Annotated in this window: 16 protein-coding genes; 13 read left to right on the top strand and 3 right to left on the bottom strand. The window is 71.3% G+C overall.

Going from position 1 to position 16,123, the window contains the following annotated elements:
- The first annotated feature begins 63 nt into the window (after window positions 1-63).
- From ACGFZS_RS31545 to ACGFZS_RS31530, 4 genes are all read left to right on the top strand, one after another.
- On the top strand, window positions 64-231 hold the full coding sequence (locus ACGFZS_RS31545; RefSeq protein WP_355717023.1) for a hypothetical protein: 168 nt from the start codon (window positions 64-66) through the stop codon (window positions 229-231).
- 33 nt (window positions 232-264) lie between these two features.
- A complete protein-coding gene (locus ACGFZS_RS31540) occupies window positions 265-543 on the top strand; it encodes a DUF4190 domain-containing protein (RefSeq protein WP_355717140.1) in 279 nt (92 codons plus the stop codon).
- 182 nt (window positions 544-725) lie between these two features.
- Complete coding sequence (locus ACGFZS_RS31535; RefSeq protein ID WP_393797918.1) at window positions 726-1,889, top strand: cysteine desulfurase family protein; 1,164 nt, start codon at window positions 726-728, stop codon at window positions 1,887-1,889.
- A 122-nt stretch (window positions 1,890-2,011) separates the two neighbouring features.
- Window positions 2,012-2,869: an intradiol ring-cleavage dioxygenase gene (locus ACGFZS_RS31530; protein ID WP_393797917.1), complete on the top strand. Its 858-nt coding sequence runs from the start codon at window positions 2,012-2,014 to the stop codon at window positions 2,867-2,869.
- Window positions 2,870-2,941: 72 nt separating this feature from the next.
- On the opposite strand, the gene ACGFZS_RS31525 is transcribed toward ACGFZS_RS31530, so the two are convergent.
- A complete protein-coding gene (locus ACGFZS_RS31525; RefSeq protein WP_393797916.1) occupies window positions 2,942-4,267 on the bottom strand; it encodes a hypothetical protein in 1,326 nt (441 codons plus the stop codon).
- 174 nt (window positions 4,268-4,441) lie between these two features.
- On the opposite strand from ACGFZS_RS31525, the gene ACGFZS_RS31520 reads away from it, so the two are divergent.
- The 8 genes from ACGFZS_RS31520 to ACGFZS_RS31485 all read left to right on the top strand — a co-directional run bounded on the left by ACGFZS_RS31520 (window position 4,442) and on the right by ACGFZS_RS31485 (window position 13,373).
- Window positions 4,442-5,278: an SDR family NAD(P)-dependent oxidoreductase gene (locus ACGFZS_RS31520; protein WP_393797915.1), complete on the top strand. Its 837-nt coding sequence runs from the start codon at window positions 4,442-4,444 to the stop codon at window positions 5,276-5,278.
- Window positions 5,271-6,200, top strand: coding sequence for an amidohydrolase family protein (locus tag ACGFZS_RS31515; RefSeq protein WP_393797914.1), 930 nt, complete (start codon window positions 5,271-5,273; stop codon window positions 6,198-6,200). Before ACGFZS_RS31520 ends, ACGFZS_RS31515 begins: the two co-directional genes overlap by 8 nt.
- Before the next feature lie 191 nt (window positions 6,201-6,391).
- A complete protein-coding gene (locus ACGFZS_RS31510) occupies window positions 6,392-7,762 on the top strand; it encodes an FAD-binding oxidoreductase (RefSeq protein WP_393797913.1) in 1,371 nt (456 codons plus the stop codon).
- A gap of 26 nt (window positions 7,763-7,788) precedes the next feature.
- Window positions 7,789-8,796, top strand: a complete 1,008-nt coding sequence (locus ACGFZS_RS31505; protein ID WP_393797912.1) for an ABC transporter substrate-binding protein — start codon at window positions 7,789-7,791, stop codon at window positions 8,794-8,796.
- Window positions 8,793-9,560, top strand: a complete 768-nt coding sequence (locus ACGFZS_RS31500) for an ABC transporter permease (protein ID WP_393797911.1) — start codon at window positions 8,793-8,795, stop codon at window positions 9,558-9,560. The genes ACGFZS_RS31505 and ACGFZS_RS31500 overlap by 4 nt, the downstream gene beginning before the upstream one ends.
- Window positions 9,557-10,390, top strand: coding sequence for an ABC transporter permease (locus ACGFZS_RS31495; RefSeq protein WP_393797910.1), 834 nt, complete (start codon window positions 9,557-9,559; stop codon window positions 10,388-10,390). The genes ACGFZS_RS31500 and ACGFZS_RS31495 overlap by 4 nt, the downstream gene beginning before the upstream one ends.
- Complete coding sequence (locus tag ACGFZS_RS31490) at window positions 10,387-11,196, top strand: ABC transporter ATP-binding protein (protein ID WP_393797909.1); 810 nt, start codon at window positions 10,387-10,389, stop codon at window positions 11,194-11,196. The genes ACGFZS_RS31495 and ACGFZS_RS31490 overlap by 4 nt, the downstream gene beginning before the upstream one ends.
- 134 nt (window positions 11,197-11,330) lie before the next feature.
- Window positions 11,331-13,373: a hypothetical protein gene (locus ACGFZS_RS31485; RefSeq protein ID WP_393797908.1), complete on the top strand. Its 2,043-nt coding sequence runs from the start codon at window positions 11,331-11,333 to the stop codon at window positions 13,371-13,373.
- Window positions 13,374-13,571: 198 nt separating this feature from the next.
- Here the strand turns inward: ACGFZS_RS31485 and ACGFZS_RS31480 are convergent, their stop codons facing one another.
- Window positions 13,572-14,354, bottom strand: coding sequence for an SDR family NAD(P)-dependent oxidoreductase (locus tag ACGFZS_RS31480; RefSeq protein WP_393797907.1), 783 nt, complete (start codon window positions 14,352-14,354; stop codon window positions 13,572-13,574).
- A 34-nt stretch (window positions 14,355-14,388) separates the two neighbouring features.
- The gene (locus tag ACGFZS_RS31475; protein WP_393797906.1) at window positions 14,389-15,129 is read right to left on the bottom strand and encodes an SDR family NAD(P)-dependent oxidoreductase; all 741 of its coding nucleotides are present in this window, start codon (window positions 15,127-15,129) and stop codon (window positions 14,389-14,391) included.
- Between the two features lie 107 nt (window positions 15,130-15,236).
- Between ACGFZS_RS31475 and ACGFZS_RS31470 the strand changes: the two genes are divergently transcribed.
- The gene (locus ACGFZS_RS31470) at window positions 15,237-16,121 is read left to right on the top strand and encodes a fumarylacetoacetate hydrolase family protein (protein ID WP_355717052.1); all 885 of its coding nucleotides are present in this window, start codon (window positions 15,237-15,239) and stop codon (window positions 16,119-16,121) included.
- Window positions 16,122-16,123 lie beyond the last annotated feature (2 nt).

The following is a 16,123-nucleotide window of genomic DNA, read 5'->3' as shown; positions in this document are numbered from 1 at the left end:
AGTCAGTGAACAACTGTTACTACAACCGTTCACCCAAACTTAACGGAGGGGGGATCCCATCCCATGTTGTTCCTCGTCGCCGCACTCATGCTGCTCGGCGTGGTGCTGGGCACCGTGGCCCACGCACCGCTCGACGTCACCGCCGGGCTGGCCGCCGTGATCGCCGTCTGGCTGGCCGTCTTCGCGCTCCGCGAGCGCCTCGCCCGCCGTCGCCGCACCTCGGCCAACTGACCGTCCACCACGACTCCCAGGAGCTGAGTCATGCTGCACCTCACCGCCCCGGCCACCACCCGCCCCGAAACCCGCACCCGCACCCGTGACGCCGACGGCATGGCCGTCGCCTCCTTCATCCTCGGCCTCCTCGGCCTCCTCGTCCTCAACATGTTCCTCGGCCCCATCGCCATCGTCCTGGCCCTCGTCGCCCTGTGGCGCGGCACCGGCCGCAAGGGCCGCGCCTACCTGGGCCTGACCCTGGGCATCGCCGACCTCGCGGTCCTCGCCATCGCCATGGAGATGTCGAACACGGTCTCCTGGAGCCTGTAGAGGGATCGTTGTGAGCCCCGCGAGGGGCAGCGCCCCGTCAGGGGCGCGGGGCTGTGCTGAATGTGCGGCTCTGCCGCGTGGGCGCGACCGGCCCCGCACGGCCGGAAGTGACCCACCGGCCCGAGCCGGCCACGGCGCCCCTCGGTTCTGCGGCGGAGCCCCCACGTAGAATCGACGTCACCATGGCCTACCTCGACCACGCCGCCACGACCCCGATGCTCCCCGAGGCGGCAGAAGCACTCACCGCTGCCCTGAGCGTCACCGGCAACGCGTCCTCCCTGCACGCCTCCGGCCGCAAGGCCCGCCGCACGGTCGAGGAATCCCGGGAAACCCTCGCGGAGGCGCTCGGCGCCCGCCCCAGCGAGGTCGTCTTCACCTCCGGCGGCACCGAGGCCGACAACCTCGCGGTCAAGGGCCTCTACTGGTCCCGCCGCGCCGCCGACCCCGCCCGCACCCGCGTCCTCGCCAGCCCCGTCGAACACCACGCCGTCCTGGACGCGGTCCACTGGCTCGGCGAACACGAGGGGGCGACGGTGGAGTACCTCCCCGTCGACACCTACGGCCGGGTCCACCCCGACACCCTGCGCGAGGCGATCGCCCGCAACCCCGACGACGTGGCCCTCGCCACCGTCATGTGGGCCAACAACGAGATCGGCACCGTCCTGCCGGTCCGCGAACTCGCCGACGTGACCAACGAGTTCGGCATCCCGCTGCACGCCGACGCGGTCCAGGCCTTCGGCCAGATCCCGGTGGACTTCGGCACCTCCGGCCTCGCCGCGATGACCGTCTCCGGCCACAAGGTCGGCGGCCCGTACGGCATCGGCGCCCTTCTCCTCGGCCGTGAGTACACCCCCGTACCGGTGCTGCACGGCGGCGGCCAGGAGCGGCATGTCCGCTCCGGCACCCTCGACGTCCCGGCGATCGCCTCCTTCGCGGTGGCGGCCCGCCTCGCCGCCGAGCGCCGCGAGTGGTTCGCCCGGGAGATCGGCGCCCTGCGCGACCGGCTGGTCGAGGCCGTCCGTACGGCCGTACCGGACGCGATCCTCGGCGGGGACCCGGTGGACCGCCTCCCGGCCAACGCGCACTTCACCTTCCCGGGCTGCGAGGGCGACTCGCTGCTGCTGCTGCTCGACGCCCAGGGCATCGAGTGCTCGACGGGCTCCGCGTGCACCGCCGGTGTCGCCCAGCCCAGCCATGTGCTGCTCGCCACCGGCACCGACCCGGACCTGGCCCGCGGCACCCTGCGCTTCTCGCTCGGCCACACCTCCACGCAGGCCGACGTGGAGGCGGTCGCCAAGGCGATCGGCCCGGCGGTGGAGCGGGCCCGGGTCGCCGGACTGAGCTGAGAGCAACACGCGGAATCTGCCCCAACTCTGTTCCAAAGAGGGTGAGTTGAGGGGTTCTTTCCCAGCAATCTCACAGTGCGTGGCCATGGCCCGCCTCAGGTCGTTCCCTAAGTTCTCCAGACATGACAGACAACGCCTCTGCCTCCGGGCAGACCCCCGAGCCCCTCTCCTCCGACGACTCCGCCGCCCAGGCCGGCGGCCGCCACCGCGTGGACAACACCATGAAACGGCGGCGTGTGCTGATCGGCGGCGCCACCATCGCCGCGGCCGGCGGGCTGATGGCCGCGGGCCTCGCCTCCGCCGACACCACCACCTCGGAGGCCGGCGCCGACGCCACCACCGCGACCAGCGACGCCTCCTCCGGCGTCTGCACCCTCAACGCCGAGGTCACCGAGGGTCCCTACTCGCTCGATGGTGCGCTCGTGCGAGAGGACGTCCGCGAGGACAAGGAGGGCGTCGAGGTCCAGTACACCTTCACCGTCGTCGACCAGGCCAACGACTGTGCCCCGCTCGCGGACGCGCTGGTCGAGATCTGGCACTGCGACGCGCTCGGCGAGTACTCCGGCTTCGTCGGCAAGAACGGCCACACCGAGACCGACGACGGCACCTTCCTGCGCGGCGGTCAGCTGACCGACTCCAACGGCGAGGTGAGCCTGATCTCGATCTGGCCGGGCCACTACGTCTCCCGGGCCGTCCACGTCCACATGCGGGTGCACACCGACGTGACGCTGACCGACGACTCGTACACCGGCGGCTCGGTCATCCACACCGGGCAGCTGTTCTTCGACGCGGACATCAACACCGAGGTCCAGGCGAGCTCGCCGTACTCGGACAACACCACCACGGAGACCCAGCTCTCCGACGACACCATCTACGACGACGGCGGTGCCTCCTCCGGCCTGCTGACCCTGACCGCACTGGGTGACAGCGTCTCCGACGGGTACAAGGCGACGCTCACCGTGGGTGTCAGTACCTCCTGAGGCCGACGGGCCCGGAGTTCGCTGACACCGCCGGCCCGGTGACCCACCCGTCAGGGGCACCGGGCCGGCCGGTCAGCCCAGCTCCCGGGCGAGCGCCCGCAGGTCGTCGTCATCGGCGAGGCGGTTCTCCCGGGCCATCAACTGCTTCACCTGATCGAGCAGTTGGTCCAGGGCGGCCGGCGGCAGGTCGATGCCCAGAGCTGCCGTCCGGTCGGCCAGGGTGTAGGGGCCGCTGTCCGGGGTGAAGGGGATCCGCCGCTCGTTGCCGACCAGGGACGGCTCCACGCAGTTGTGGAGCAGCGGGTCCACCGCCGTCTCCTGGGTGATGAAGTCCAGACCGCCCCAGCAGAAGGCGTCCGGACCCGTGATCGGATGGTTCCAGGCGGTCCGGTAGCCCGTCACCTCCGCCCCCAGCCGGGCGAGGCGGGTGAGCTCCTCGGTGCGGATGCCGGTACGGACGCCGTAGACGGCCTCGAAGGCCAGGGCGGTGGCGGCGAGATCGGCGTTGCCGGGGCCGCCGCAGTAGCCGTTGACCGACAGTTCCACGGCGGTGGCGCCGGCCCGGACGGCGGCGACCGCGCAGCCGACGGCCAGCCCGAACGTGTTGTGCGGGTGCAGGCCCACCTCGACGTCCGGCGCCAGCTCCTTCGTCCGGTACACCAGATAGCCGTAGGCCTCCGGGCTCAGCGCGCCCGGTCCGTCGAAGAGGGTCAGCTCGCCGGCCCCGGCCCCGGTGAGGGCCGCGACCGTCGTGGCGTGGTCCTCCTCCGTCAGGTACGACACCATCAGCATCGGCGCGATCACCTCCAGGCCCAGCGAGCGGGCGTACTCGATGAGCCGCGCCGCCCGCCCCAGTACGGCGGCCCGGTCGTGCGCGGCCCGAGGGGTCCGCCACTCCTCGCCCCGCCAGGCGGCCGCGTACACGTCGGGCCGGTAGAGCAGCGCCGTCTCGCCGAAGCCCTGCACCCACACCTGGACGGCGTCGTAACCGGCCCGCGCGGCACGGTCGACGTCCTCCGTCGAGCGCATCAGCGGGCAGATCACCCGGCACTTCGGGTTCTCGCCCTTGACCAGATCCACCTCTGCCTTCAGCACGTCCTGCGCGCGCCCGCCGGGCCCGGCGGTGACCACCTCCGGCACCCCGGTCGCCACCACCCGCCGCAGAAAGGCGCGCTTCGCCGCCGCCGGGGCCGTGACGCCCGGCAGGGTCTCCAGTGAACGCAGGGTGGCGTCCCGCAGCCGGACCGACTCCGGCAGTGAACCCACCACATCCGTACGGCGGTTGAGCGGACTCACCGACCAGCGGCCGGGCTCGTGGGCGCCGGGCGCCCGCCGGGCGTCGAGCTCGGCACGGAAGCGGGCGATCTCCTCCGGGGTGAAGACGGGGGGTTTCTGCACGGTTGTCCTCCGGCTCGGCTGCTTCCTCGGTACCGAAGCCCATACAAGCCCTCTGTCGACACCCTTGGCAAGAAGGTGCAGGAGATCCGCTCAACAAAGCTCTCATGTTTACTTTGTGTCGACACTTGGCTATGACTGTCGGCAGGCTCCGATCCCCCATGGAGGGAGGCTCCTGTGCTTCAGGACACGCCAGAACCCCAATCCCGGCCCCGCCCGGGGCGGCTCGCCGGCAAGGTCGCCGTCATCGGCGGCGCCGGCAGCGTCGGCCCCGGCTGGGGCAACGGCCGCGCCGCCGCCGTGCTCTTCGCCCGCGAGGGCGCCGCGGTCCACCTGACCGACCGGGACAAGGGCGCGCTGGAGGTCACCGCGGACCAGATCCGCGCCGACGGCGGCACGGTCCGCACCGATCTCCTGGACGTCACCGACCCCGACGCCGTCCAGGCCTACTTCACCGAGACCGCCGGCCGCGCCGGCCGGATCGACATCCTCGTCAACAACGTCGGCGGCTCCCGCCCCGGCGGCGCCGTGGAGCTGAGCCTGGAGGACTGGGAGAGCCAGCTCCGGACCAACCTCACCAGCGCCTTCCTCGCCTGCAAACACGTGATCCCGGTGATGCGGCGGGGCGGGGGAGGGGCGATCGTCAACACCTCCTCCTGCTCCGGGCTGCGCTGGACCGGCGCCGCCCAGGTGGGGTACGCGGCGGCCAAGGCGGCGGTCATCCAGCTGTCCCGGGTCACGGCCGTCCAGTACGCGCCGGACGGGATCCGGGTGAACACCGTCGTGCCGGGGCAGCTGCACACCCCACTGGTCGAGGCCCGCCTCGCCGGTCAGCGCGCCGGCGGTGACGTGGAGAAACTGCTCGCCCAGCGGCAGGCCCGGATCCCGCTCGGCTTCATGGGCGACGGGCGGGACACCGCGTACGCGGCGCTCTTCCTGGCCTCGGACGAGGCACGGTTCGTCACCGGCACCGAGATCGTCGTCGACGGCGGAATGACGGCGCGCTGTGACTGAACCCGCCGCGCCCGCACCGGCCGTCCTGCCCCAGCCCCCGCTCCCCGCGCCCTCGCCGGGGTGCCCACCCCCGCACCCGTCACCCCGGGCGCCGAAACTCCTCCTGCCACCGGGCAGTTGCGACGCCCACTGCCACATCTTCGGGCCCGCGGGCCGCTTCCCGTACGCGCCGGAGCGCACCTTCACCCCGCTCGACGCGCCCAAGGAACAACTCCGGGCCCTCCACGCCCACCTGGGCCTGACCAGAGCGGTGGTCGTGCAGTCGTCCTGCCACGGCCACGACCACCGGGTGCTGCTCGACGCCCTCGCGGCCGGCGGCGGCCGGGTGCGGGGCGTGGCCCTGATCGGCGAGACCACGAGCCGGGCCGAGGTGGAGGAACTGCACCGGGCGGGCGTCCGCGCCTTCCGGCTCAACTTCCTGCCCCACCTGCGGAGCCGGCCGACGCACACCGAGATCGACGCCGTACTGGAACGCGTCGACGGCCTCGGCTGGGCCGCCCAGCTCCACGTACGCGGCGACGACCTGCCGGGCCTGACCGACGTCGTACGCGCCCTGCCCGGCCGGGTGGTGATCGACCACATGGGCCGCGTCGACCTGACCGCGGGCCGCGACAGCCCGGCCACCCGCACCCTGCGCACCCTGCTCGACACCGGTGACGTCTGGGTCAAGGTCAGCGGCGTCGACCGGATCTCCCTGCAGGGCCCCCCGTTCACCGACGCCGTCACCCTCGCCGCGTCCCTGGTCGCCCACGCCCCCGAGCGCGTGGTCTGGGGCACCGACTATCCCCACGTCAACATCACCGGCGACCCCCCGGACGACGGCTTACTGGTCGACCTCCTCGAACGCATCGCCCCCGAACCAGCGGTACTGCAACGCCTGTTGGTAACCAACCCGACCGAACTCTTCGACTTCGACGAGTAGAGCGCCCCGCCAGGGGCGCGGGGAACTGCGCGCTCAACCCCCACGGCGCCGCACTTGACCGACAACCCATCCGCGGCCTCCTGGCGAAGCACCTAGTGTCGCCAGAGATGCCAGATATTTCGATGACACATCCCTTGAAGCCCGAAAGTGTCGACAGTATGGTCCCCGTTGAAACGCGTGAGGAGACGGCCATGCACCAACTGCCCCCGGGCACCCTCATCCGGCGCGGCGACGAGTCCTACGAACGGGCCCGTCTCGACGCCGTCTGGAACGAACGCAAACCCGACCGCCACCCCGACGCCATCGTGCTCGCCCGCACCGAGCTGGACGTCGTCGCCGCCGTCCGGCTGGCCCGCGCCGAGGGGCTGCCCATCGGCATCCGCTCCGGCGGGCACAGCTGGGTCGGCAACGGCGTCCGCGACGGCGGGATGCTGCTCGACCTCTCCCGCCTGACGGAGGTCACCGTCGACCCGTCGACCCGGACGGCCACCGCCCAGCCGGCGGCCACCGGCCCCGCCCTGCTCGAAGCCGCCGCCCCCCACGGTCTGTTCTTCCCCACCGGCCACGCCCCCACCGTCGGCCTCGGCGGATTCCTGCTCGGCGGCGGCTACGGCTGGGACTCCCGTCACCTCGGCCCCGCCTGCCTCAGCATCCGCGCCGTGGACGTCGTCCTCGCCGACGGCACCCTGGTGCACGCCACCGACGCCAACCACCCCGCCCTGCTGTGGGCGGCGCGCGGCAGCGGCCCCGGCTTCTTCGGCGTCGTCACCCGCTTCCACCTCGCCCTGCACCCGGCCCCGAAGCGGCTGCTGCGCACCCTGCACAGCTACCCCCTCGACCTCCGGGACGAGGTACTGGCCTGGACGTACGACATGCTCGAACTGCTGCCGACGGAGGTCGAGTTCTCGGCCAAGGTCGGGTTCGTGGAGGGCCTCGACCGGCACACCGTGTCGGTCACCGCCACCGCCTTCGCGCAGGACGAGGACTCCGAGCCGCTCGCGCTGCTGGAGACGGCGCCCTTTCGGTCTCAGGCCCTGCGTGCGGTCGTCGGCGCGGAGACGACCATGGCCGAGCTGTACACGCACGCCGACCGGATGACCCCGGCCGGGATGCGCTGGGCGCTGGACGGCATCTGGACCGACGAGCCGGTCGACAAGGTGCTGGCCGCGGCCCGGCCGCTGTTCGACTCCGCGCCGGACACCACCAGCCACGTCCTGTGGATGCTGTGGGGCGGCTTCCCGGAGCGCCCTGACGCCTGCTGGTCCAGCCAGGCCAAGCTCTATCTCTCGCCCAACGCCGGCTGGACGGACCCGGCCGAGGACCTCCTGCACGAGCGGTGGGCGCACGGCGAACTCGCCGCGATCCAGCACCTGTCCACGGGGCTGCAGTTCTCCGACAACAACCTCGCGGACCGCCCCGACCACGGGCTCAGCCCGGCCAACGCGGGCCGCCTGGAGGAGATCCGGGCCGTGTACGACCCGGACGGTCTGTTCCGCACCTACATGACCCCCGCCGAATCCACCACCGCCTACGCCGCCGCGGGCCCCGCGCGGACGCAGTGATCCACGCCCCGAAGGAGAGCCGTTCCATGCAGACTTCGAGAAACCCGCGGCGCCGCACCCTCGTCCTGCTGACCGCCCTGGCCGCCGGCATGTCGCTGACCGCCACCGCCTGCGGCGGCGACTCGGCCGCCGGCACCCAGACCGCCGACGGCAAGGCGAAGATCACCGTGCTGCGCTCCAACGGCGCCATCTTCGAGCCGCTCTACATAGCCGAGCAGCAGGGCTACTTCAAGGACGCGGGCCTCGACGTCACCATCAAGGCCGGCGCCCAGGACACCTCGCAGAACGCGCCCTCCGTCCTCAACGGCGAGGCCCAGTTCGCGATGACGGACAGCTCGGGCTTCCTCAAGGGCGCGGCCTCGGGCATGGGCATCCGGATCGTCACCGGCCTGCAGTCCGCGACCACGAAGACCGACCCCACCGACGGACTCCTGGTGAAGAAGGACAGCAAGATCACGTCCTTCAAGGACCTGGAGGGCAAGACCGTCGGCATCTCCGCGCTCGGCGGCACCATCCAGTTCATCTGCGAGTACCTGACCCAGAAGGCCGGCGGCGACCCCTCGAAGATCAAGTTCGTGGCGCTGCCCACGACTTCGCTGACCGACGCCGCCAAGTCCGGCAAGACCGACGCGGTGTTCTCCTTCGGCCCGTTCTACTTCGCCGCCAAGGACAGCGGGCTGCGCTCCATCGGCAACGGCATGAACGACCTGCCCGGCATGGTCCAGGGCCTGCTCTTCGCCAGCCAGAAGTACCTGTCGGCCAACAGTGACACCGCGAAGAAGTTCATCGACGCCGTCGCCAAGGCCATCACCTACGCCGACGCCCACCCGGCCGCCGTCAAGGCCATCGACAAGAAGTACACCCAGGTCGACGCCTCCTTCATCGACGCCCACGACATCAGCTACTACGACAAGAACCTCAACAAGACGATGATGCGCACGGTGATCACGAAGATGCACGAGTTCGGCCTGCTCGACAACGAGCCCAAGGACGCCGACGTGTACTGGGACCAGGCCCCCGTGGTGACCCAGTGAGGGTCCGCCTCCTCCAACTCGGCGCCCTCGTGGCCGTGCTGGCGCTGTGGGCGCTGGTCGCGGCGGCGGGCCCGGTGAGTGCCACGGCACTGCCCGGCCCCGCCGCCGTCGCCGGCGCGCTCGGCGACCTGCTCGGCAGCGGGACCTACTGGCAGGCCATAGGGGACACCCTGGACGGGGCGGTCATCGGGCTCCTGGCCGCCGTCGCCGTCGGCATCCCGGTCGGCCTGGTCACCGGGGTGTACGCGGCGGCCGAGGAGTCCTCCCGGCTGCTGGTGGAGATCCTGCGCTCCTTCCCGGTCATCGCCCTGCTCCCGGTCTTCCTGCTGGTGCTCGGCTCCACCCCGGGCATGAAGGCGACGGTCGTCTTCATCGCCTGCGTCTTCCCGATCCTGCTCCAGTCCCAGTACGGCGCCCGGAGCGTGACCCCGGCCGTGCACGAGACCGTGCACAGCTACCGCATCCCCCGCCTGCTCCGCTTCCGCCGGGTGATCCTGCCCGGCGCCGTCCCCTCCGTGATGACCGGCCTGCGGCTGGCCGCCACCACCTCCGTCCTGGTCGCCATCGGCGTCGAGGTGCTCACCACCCTGCCCGGCATCGGCCACATGATCATGGAGTCGCAGCAGGCCGGCGCCTCGGACCGGGCCTATGCCTACATCCTCACGGCGGGCGCGATCGGCTACTCGATCACCCTGCTCGCCCAGTACGCCGAACACCGGCTGCTGCGCTGGCGGCCCCCGGTCCGGGCGGGGGAGGCCTCATGACCCTCCGCGCGGCGATCCGCCAACTCTGGCTCCCCGCCCTGGTCTTCGTGATCCTGCTGATCTCCACCGCGGGCAGCACCAGCTTCTACTTCCCGCCCCTGACCACGGTCCTGCGCACCCTGTGGGACGAACTCGCCGGCGGCGGCCTCCTCGACGACCTCTGGTTCAGCCTCCGCAACATCGTGCTCGGCCTGGCCCTCGCCACCGTCCTCGGTGTCGGCGCGGGCCTGGTCATCGGCGAGGTCCGCACCCTGCGCCTGGCCCTCGGCCCGCTCCTCGACTTCGCCCGCGCCACCCCGACCGTCGGCTTCGTGCCGGTCATCATCCTCACCCTGGGCATCGGCTCGGGCCCCAAGGTCTTCCTGATCTTCCTCGGCTCCGTCTGGCCGATCCTGCTCAACACCATTGCCGGGGTGGGCCAGATCAACCCCGCCGTGCACGAGACCGCCCGCGGCTACCGCGTCCCCTGGCACCTGCAACTGCGCCGGGTGGTGCTCCCGGGAGCCCTGCCGCAGATCTTCGCCGGCATCCGGGTCGCCCTGTCCATCGCCGTCGTCCTCATGGTCGTCAGCGAGATCTACGGTTCCCCGATCGGCCTCGGCAACTTCATCCTGCAGAGCGGATCCAGCTTCCACGTCGCCGACACCTGGGCCGGCACCCTCCTCATCGGCGTCCTCGGCTACGGCCTGAGCGTGCTGCTCCTGCTCTGCGAGCACGCCCTCCTCGGCTGGTACCACCAGCGCGCCCCCCGGACCCGCCGCCTCCTGCCCACCATGTCCACCGAGCCCACCGAGCCCGTCGAGAAGAAGAGCAACGGAGTGGTCGTATGACCCGCGGATCCGCCCTCCACGTCGAGGACCTCTGCATGACCTTCGGGCAGGGCAGCCCGCAGGAGCACCGGGTGCTCGCCGGACTCACCCTGCGGGTGGACCCGGGGGAGTCCGTGTGCATCGTCGGCCCGTCCGGCGCCGGCAAGACCACCCTGCTGCGCTGCCTCGCCGGACTCACCCCGCCCACCTCGGGCGCGGTCCGCTACGGCGACCAGCGGCTGACCGAGCCGCACGCCGACATCGCCGTGGTCTCCCAGGACTACCGGGGCTCGCTGCTGCCCTGGATGCGGGTGTGGGACAACGTGGCCTTCCCGCTCCAGGGGCGGGGCGTGAAGAAGGCGGCCCGCAAGGCGACCGCGCTGGAGTGCCTGGACGCCGTCGGCCTCGCGGACGTCGGCGACAAGTACCCCTGGCAGCTCTCCGGCGGCATGCAGCAGCGCGTCGCCATCGCCCGCGGCCTCGCCTACGACGCCCCGGTGCTGCTCATGGACGAGCCGTTCGGCTCGGTCGACGCCCAGTCCCGCTTCGACCTGGAGGACCTCACCCTCCAGCTGCGCCGCGGCCTCGGCATCACGGTCGTCGTCGTCACCCACGACATCGACGAGTCCGTCTACCTCGGCGACCGCGTGATCGTCCTCGGCGGCCGCCCCACGGCCGTACTCGACACCCTGACCGTGCCCTTCGGCACCGACCGCGACCAGCTCACCACCCGCGCCGACCCGCGCTTCGCGGAACTGCGCACGCGAGTGCTGGCCCGGATCCGCGGCGAGCGCCTCGACCAGGACGCCGCGCCCGCCCACAACTGACCCACCCCCCCCACCGAGCAGGGAGGGCGTGCGCCCACGGGCGCCACGCCCGGCTCACCCCTGCCCGTGCCCCCCCGTGTCGCCGCACGGCGATGCCCCCTGCCCGAAAACACTGGAAGACAAAGGAGTTCACAGTGCTGCCCACCGACAACCGGACGGACCACGAGGACACCACCTCCGCCACCGACCTGCTCGACCGGCCGATCGCCAACCGGGCCCGCCCCCGCGCCCTCATCATCGCGGTGGCCGCCGCCTTCGCCCCCACCCTGCTCGCCCCCGCCACCGCGCAGGCCGCCGGCCGCAAGAACGGCAAGGGCAAGGGCGCCAAGGCCGACACCTGCATCACCGTCGGCTCGGACGAGACCCTGACCCTCACCGAGACCACCACCGCGACCTGCCTGACCATCGAGGAGGGCGGCACCATCGCCGTCCCCGACGGCTACAGCCTCTCCCTCACCGTCAACGGCGTGGAGACCGGCAGCGAACTCGCCGCCCTCACCGACGGGAACGGCGGCGTCGCCACCGCCATCGCGGCCGGCACCTACACCGGCACCATCGTCCTGAACGTCGCCGAGGCCACCGACGTCACCTACTCCACCCTCACCTTCCCCTTCCGCCAGGCCATCTACGTCGACGCCGACGGCGTGGACGAGTCCAAGTCCGTCCCCTCCGACGTCGTGGGCGGCACCGTCACCGACACCGCGGCCTCCGACATCACCCTGCTCTCCAACGGCGAGGCCTTCAACGGCGTCTACGTCGCCGGCGGCGGCAGCTACACCCTCACCAACCCGACCATCGCCTTCGACGGCAACGGCCGCTGCGACTTCATCGGCTACGGCGCCTCCGTCGTCGGCACCGGCTCGGGCACCACCGTCGTCCTCGACGGCGCGAACATCAGCAACGTCGGTGTGGTCCGTACGGCCGTCATCGCCGACGCCACCGCCAACGTGATCGTCAAGAACTCCACCATCCACTGCGCCGACGGCGTCGTCCCCGACGAGTACCCGTCGGCCGGCACCGGCGACACCCGCTACATGATCACCGTCCCGTGGATGCTGGGCCTGTCCGGCAACGTCCGCGCCACCAACCTGCTCGGCGCCAGCACCAAGGCGTCGTACATCAACTCCTCGATCTCCTCCGAGAAGTGGGGCGCCCTCTCGGTCGACGGCGGCAGCTACTGCACCCTCACCGCCATCAACAGCACCATCGCCAACACCGGCGGCGAGGGCTACGGCAGCTACGCCATCGGCAACGTCACCGAGCACTTCCTCGGCTGCACCTTCGACGTCGGCGACTACGCCCTGATCCACTGGGGCGCCTCGGCGCACTACGGCGACAGCACCAAGAGCGCCGTCTCCGCCCTCAACACCTCCCTCTCCCTCGGCCTGACCTCCGCCGAACTCGACGACCTGCCCGTCCAGTCGACGACCGTCGACGCGGGCCGCTTCATGGTCATGTGGTACGCGGCGGGCTCGGTCGCCATCGACGGCGGCACCCAGGTCAACACCGGCGAGACCACGTTCATGTGCAAGGCCGTCGCGGGCACCGTCACCGTGGACGGCTCCGACGGCGCCACCATCACCAGCGGCAACGGCGTCCTCTTCCAGCTCATGGACACCGACCGCCCGAGCAGCGTCACGGTCTCCGGCTACCCCTGGTCCAGCGAGACGACCGGCACCTTCACCGAGCCGACCGGCTCCCCGACCAAGTCCTCCAGCTGGACCACCACCAGCTCCCAGTCCACCGACGCGAAGGGCACCTTCACCGACATCGCCCTCACCGGCGACTTCTACAACTCCGTCTGGGGCGGCGGCAACGCCAGCCTCCAGGGCCAGAACCTCACCCTCTCCTTCACCCGCACCACCATCGAGGGCGTCATCTCGGCCAGCACCGCCAAGCACAGCGTCTCCACCATCACCAAGACCGAGTACCGCCAGATCAGCGAGGTCACCAACACCCCGAGCGCCGTCGTCAACAACGGCGTCCTGGTGACCCTGGGCGCCGGCTCGACCTGGACGGTGACGGGAACGTCGTACCTGAGCGCCCTCACCCTGGCGTCGACGGCGGCGATCGAGGCCCCGACCGGCAAGACCGTCACCCTCACGGTCGACGGCACCGCCACCACCATCACCGCCGGCAAGAGCTACACGGGCGCCCTCACCCTGACGGTGTCGTAAACAGACCAAGAGACAAGGGCCGGCCCCCGGGGATGGATGCGAACCGAATCCCGGGGGCCGGAGCTTTTCAATTGAGGAGCCGAGCTTTTCGACTGGGGTGAGGGGATTTCCCTAGGGGCGCGGGGCTGTGTTGAATTTGCGGCTACCGCCGCGTGGGCGCGACCAGCCCCCACCCACCCGCACCCGAATCACAACGTTCTACGCCCCAATCATGTTGTATCCCCCATCAGCCACCAAGAAGCCACCTGTGATGTGCCCCGCATCCTCGGTCGCCAAGAACAGCGCCGCGCCTGCCAGTTCCTCCGGCCCGGGTATGCGGCCGAGCGGCGTAGCCGCCCTGAGCACATCCCCCCGCCCGCTCTTCCAGTCTTCGCGCGCCAACGTCGCCGCCGTCTCGATGAACCCCGGCGCGAAGACATTGACCCGCACCTTCGGCGCCAACGCATGCGCGTACGACTTGGTCAGCCCGATGATCCCGTACTTCGCGGCAGCGTACTGCGGCGCCCGCGCACTGCCCCGCACCACCACCGTCGACCCGATGTTCACGATCGCCCCACCCCCCTCCTGCTCCAGCATCCGCGCCCCGAACTCGTGCGTGCACAGCAACGTGCCCTTGATGTCGACGGCCAGCACATGGTCGATCGACTCCTCCGTGACGTCCCGCCAGGACATCTGCTCACGGGCGACGTCCCCCACGTTGTTGACGGCCACGTCCAGCCGCCCGAAGTGCGCCCACACCTCCTCCGCGAGCCGCGTGATCTGCGCGTGCTCGGAGATGTCGGCCTGCACGACGAGCGCCTTGCGGCCGAGCGCGGTCACGCGTTCCGCGGTCGCCTCGGCCCCCGCGCGGGAACCGCGGTAGTGGACGGCGACATCGGCCCCCTCCCGCGCCGCCCGCACGGCGATCTCCGCACCGAACCCGGTACCGGCACCGGTGACGAGCACGGTCTTCCCAGCGAAACGTTCGAACACGGCGGTCATACGGCCTCCAAAGCCATGATGATGGGGGGGGAGTTCAGACGAGCGTCCGCCCGCCGTCGACGTACAGCACCTGTCCGGTGACGAACGCCGCGGCGTCGGACGCGAGGAAGAGCACGGGCCCGGTCAGATCGGCCGGCCGGCCCAGCCGCCCCGCGGGGACGAGGGACTCCAGGGATGCCCGGACCCCCGGCGCCGCGAGGTAGTCGCGCGTGAGGTCGGTCTCGGTGTAGCCGGGCGCGACCGCGTTGACGGTGACCCCGCTCGCCGCCCACTCCCGCGCCATGACCCGCATCAGCTGGTCGACGCCCCCCTTGGTCGCGGCGTAGGGCGCGTGGTTCGCGTGGGCCAACAGGCCGGACACGGACGACAGGTAGACGATCCGCCCGTACCCGGCCGGCACCATCACCCCGCCCACGGCCCGCCCCAGCCAGAACGCGCTGTCGAGGTTGACCGAGGTGATCCGCTCCCAGACCTCGTCCGGGGTGTCGAGCACCGGCCGCCGGTCGTTGGTCCCCGCGGCGTGCACGAACACGTCGACACCGCCGAGCAGGTCCACCGCACGGTCGACGGCGGCCCGGCAGGCGTCCGCCGACGTCAGGTCGGCGCAGAGCCCCTTGACGGACCCCGAGGCCACCCGGGCCAGGTTGCCCTCGTCGACGTCCAGGACGACCACGGCCGCCCCCGCGTCCGCGAGCTCGCCCGCGACCACCTCCCCGATCCCGCCGGCCCCGGCGACCAGCGCCCTCGTCCCCGTGAAGTCCCATGTCGTCCGCATGGATCGGACGGTAGGTCACCGCACCGATATGTGTCCACACTTTGCGCGCCTATTGACGACCGGGCGGGCTCAAGAGAGGCTGTCTGTCGACAGTTTAGGGAGGTCTGATGAAGCTGGTGACGTTCGACGGCGGCCCGGACCACGGACTGGTGGGCCGACTCGACGGGGACACCGTCGTGGAACTGGAAGTGCCCTCCACCCGTGCGTACTTCGAGCGCGAGGGCCAAGTGGGCGAGACCGGAAGGACGTTCGCGCTCGCCGACGTCCGGCTCCGCGCCCCGATCGTGCCGAAGAAGTTCTTCCACACCGCGGGCAACTTCCGTGAGCACCACGAGGATCTGGTCCGGGTGGACTGGTCCCACCCGGTCAACAAGGGGATCGTGTTCTTCCAGAACGTGGACGCGATCATCGGCCCGGACGAGCCGATCGTGTACCCGGCGAACCTCACCCGGGAACTGGACTACGAACTCGAACTCGCGATCGTCATCGGCAAGCCGGGCCGGTTCTTCTCCGCCGAGCAGGCCGTCGAGCACATCGCGGGCTATGTCGTCTTCAACGACATCACCGCACGGGACATCCAGCGCCGGGAGATGGAGTCCGGGGTCTTCTCCTTCTCCAAGGCGATCGAGACCTTCTGCCCGGTCGGCCCGTACATCGTCACCGCCGACGAGATCGACGACCCGCACGCCCTGGACATGGAGCTCAGGGTCAACGGCGACGTCCGCCAGAAGTCCGACACCGGCCGGATGTCGGTCTCCATCCCGCAGCTGGTCGCCTACCACTCCCCGCAGACCTACAGCGCGGGCGACCTCGTCACCACCGGCACCATCGCGGGCGTGGCCGCGAGCACCGAGGACCCGTTCGCCAACTACCTCAAGCCCGGCGACGTCGTCGAGGCCGAGATCGAGGGCCTGGGCGTGCTGCGCAACCCGGTGGTCTCCTGGCGCGAGGCGTACGGCGAGGACGAGCCGCCGGCAGAGCAGTGGGTGTGACC

The organism is Streptomyces sp. NPDC048288, assembly GCF_043201555.1.
In the GTDB taxonomy this organism is placed as follows: domain Bacteria; phylum Actinomycetota; class Actinomycetes; order Streptomycetales; family Streptomycetaceae; genus Streptomyces.
This window is presented reverse-complemented; position numbering and strand designations above follow the sequence as displayed.

Excerpts from the sequence above, each read along its gene's own strand:
- ACGFZS_RS31480 (WP_393797907.1), bottom strand. The coding sequence starts at position 14,354 with ATGACCGCCGTGTTCGAACGTTTCGCTGGGAAGACCGTGCTCGTCACC.
- ACGFZS_RS31490 (WP_393797909.1), top strand. The coding sequence starts at position 10,387 with ATGACCCGCGGATCCGCCCTCCACGTCGAGGACCTCTGCATGACCTTC.
- ACGFZS_RS31470 (WP_355717052.1), top strand. The coding sequence starts at position 15,237 with ATGAAGCTGGTGACGTTCGACGGCGGCCCGGACCACGGACTGGTGGGC.
- ACGFZS_RS31475 (WP_393797906.1), bottom strand. The coding sequence starts at position 15,129 with ATGCGGACGACATGGGACTTCACGGGGACGAGGGCGCTGGTCGCCGGG.
- ACGFZS_RS31535 (WP_393797918.1), top strand. The coding sequence starts at position 726 with ATGGCCTACCTCGACCACGCCGCCACGACCCCGATGCTCCCCGAGGCG.
- ACGFZS_RS31510 (WP_393797913.1), top strand. The coding sequence starts at position 6,392 with ATGCACCAACTGCCCCCGGGCACCCTCATCCGGCGCGGCGACGAGTCC.
- ACGFZS_RS31505 (WP_393797912.1), top strand. The coding sequence starts at position 7,789 with ATGCAGACTTCGAGAAACCCGCGGCGCCGCACCCTCGTCCTGCTGACC.
- ACGFZS_RS31545 (WP_355717023.1), top strand. The coding sequence starts at position 64 with ATGTTGTTCCTCGTCGCCGCACTCATGCTGCTCGGCGTGGTGCTGGGC.
- ACGFZS_RS31495 (WP_393797910.1), top strand. The coding sequence starts at position 9,557 with ATGACCCTCCGCGCGGCGATCCGCCAACTCTGGCTCCCCGCCCTGGTC.
- ACGFZS_RS31530 (WP_393797917.1), top strand. The coding sequence starts at position 2,012 with ATGACAGACAACGCCTCTGCCTCCGGGCAGACCCCCGAGCCCCTCTCC.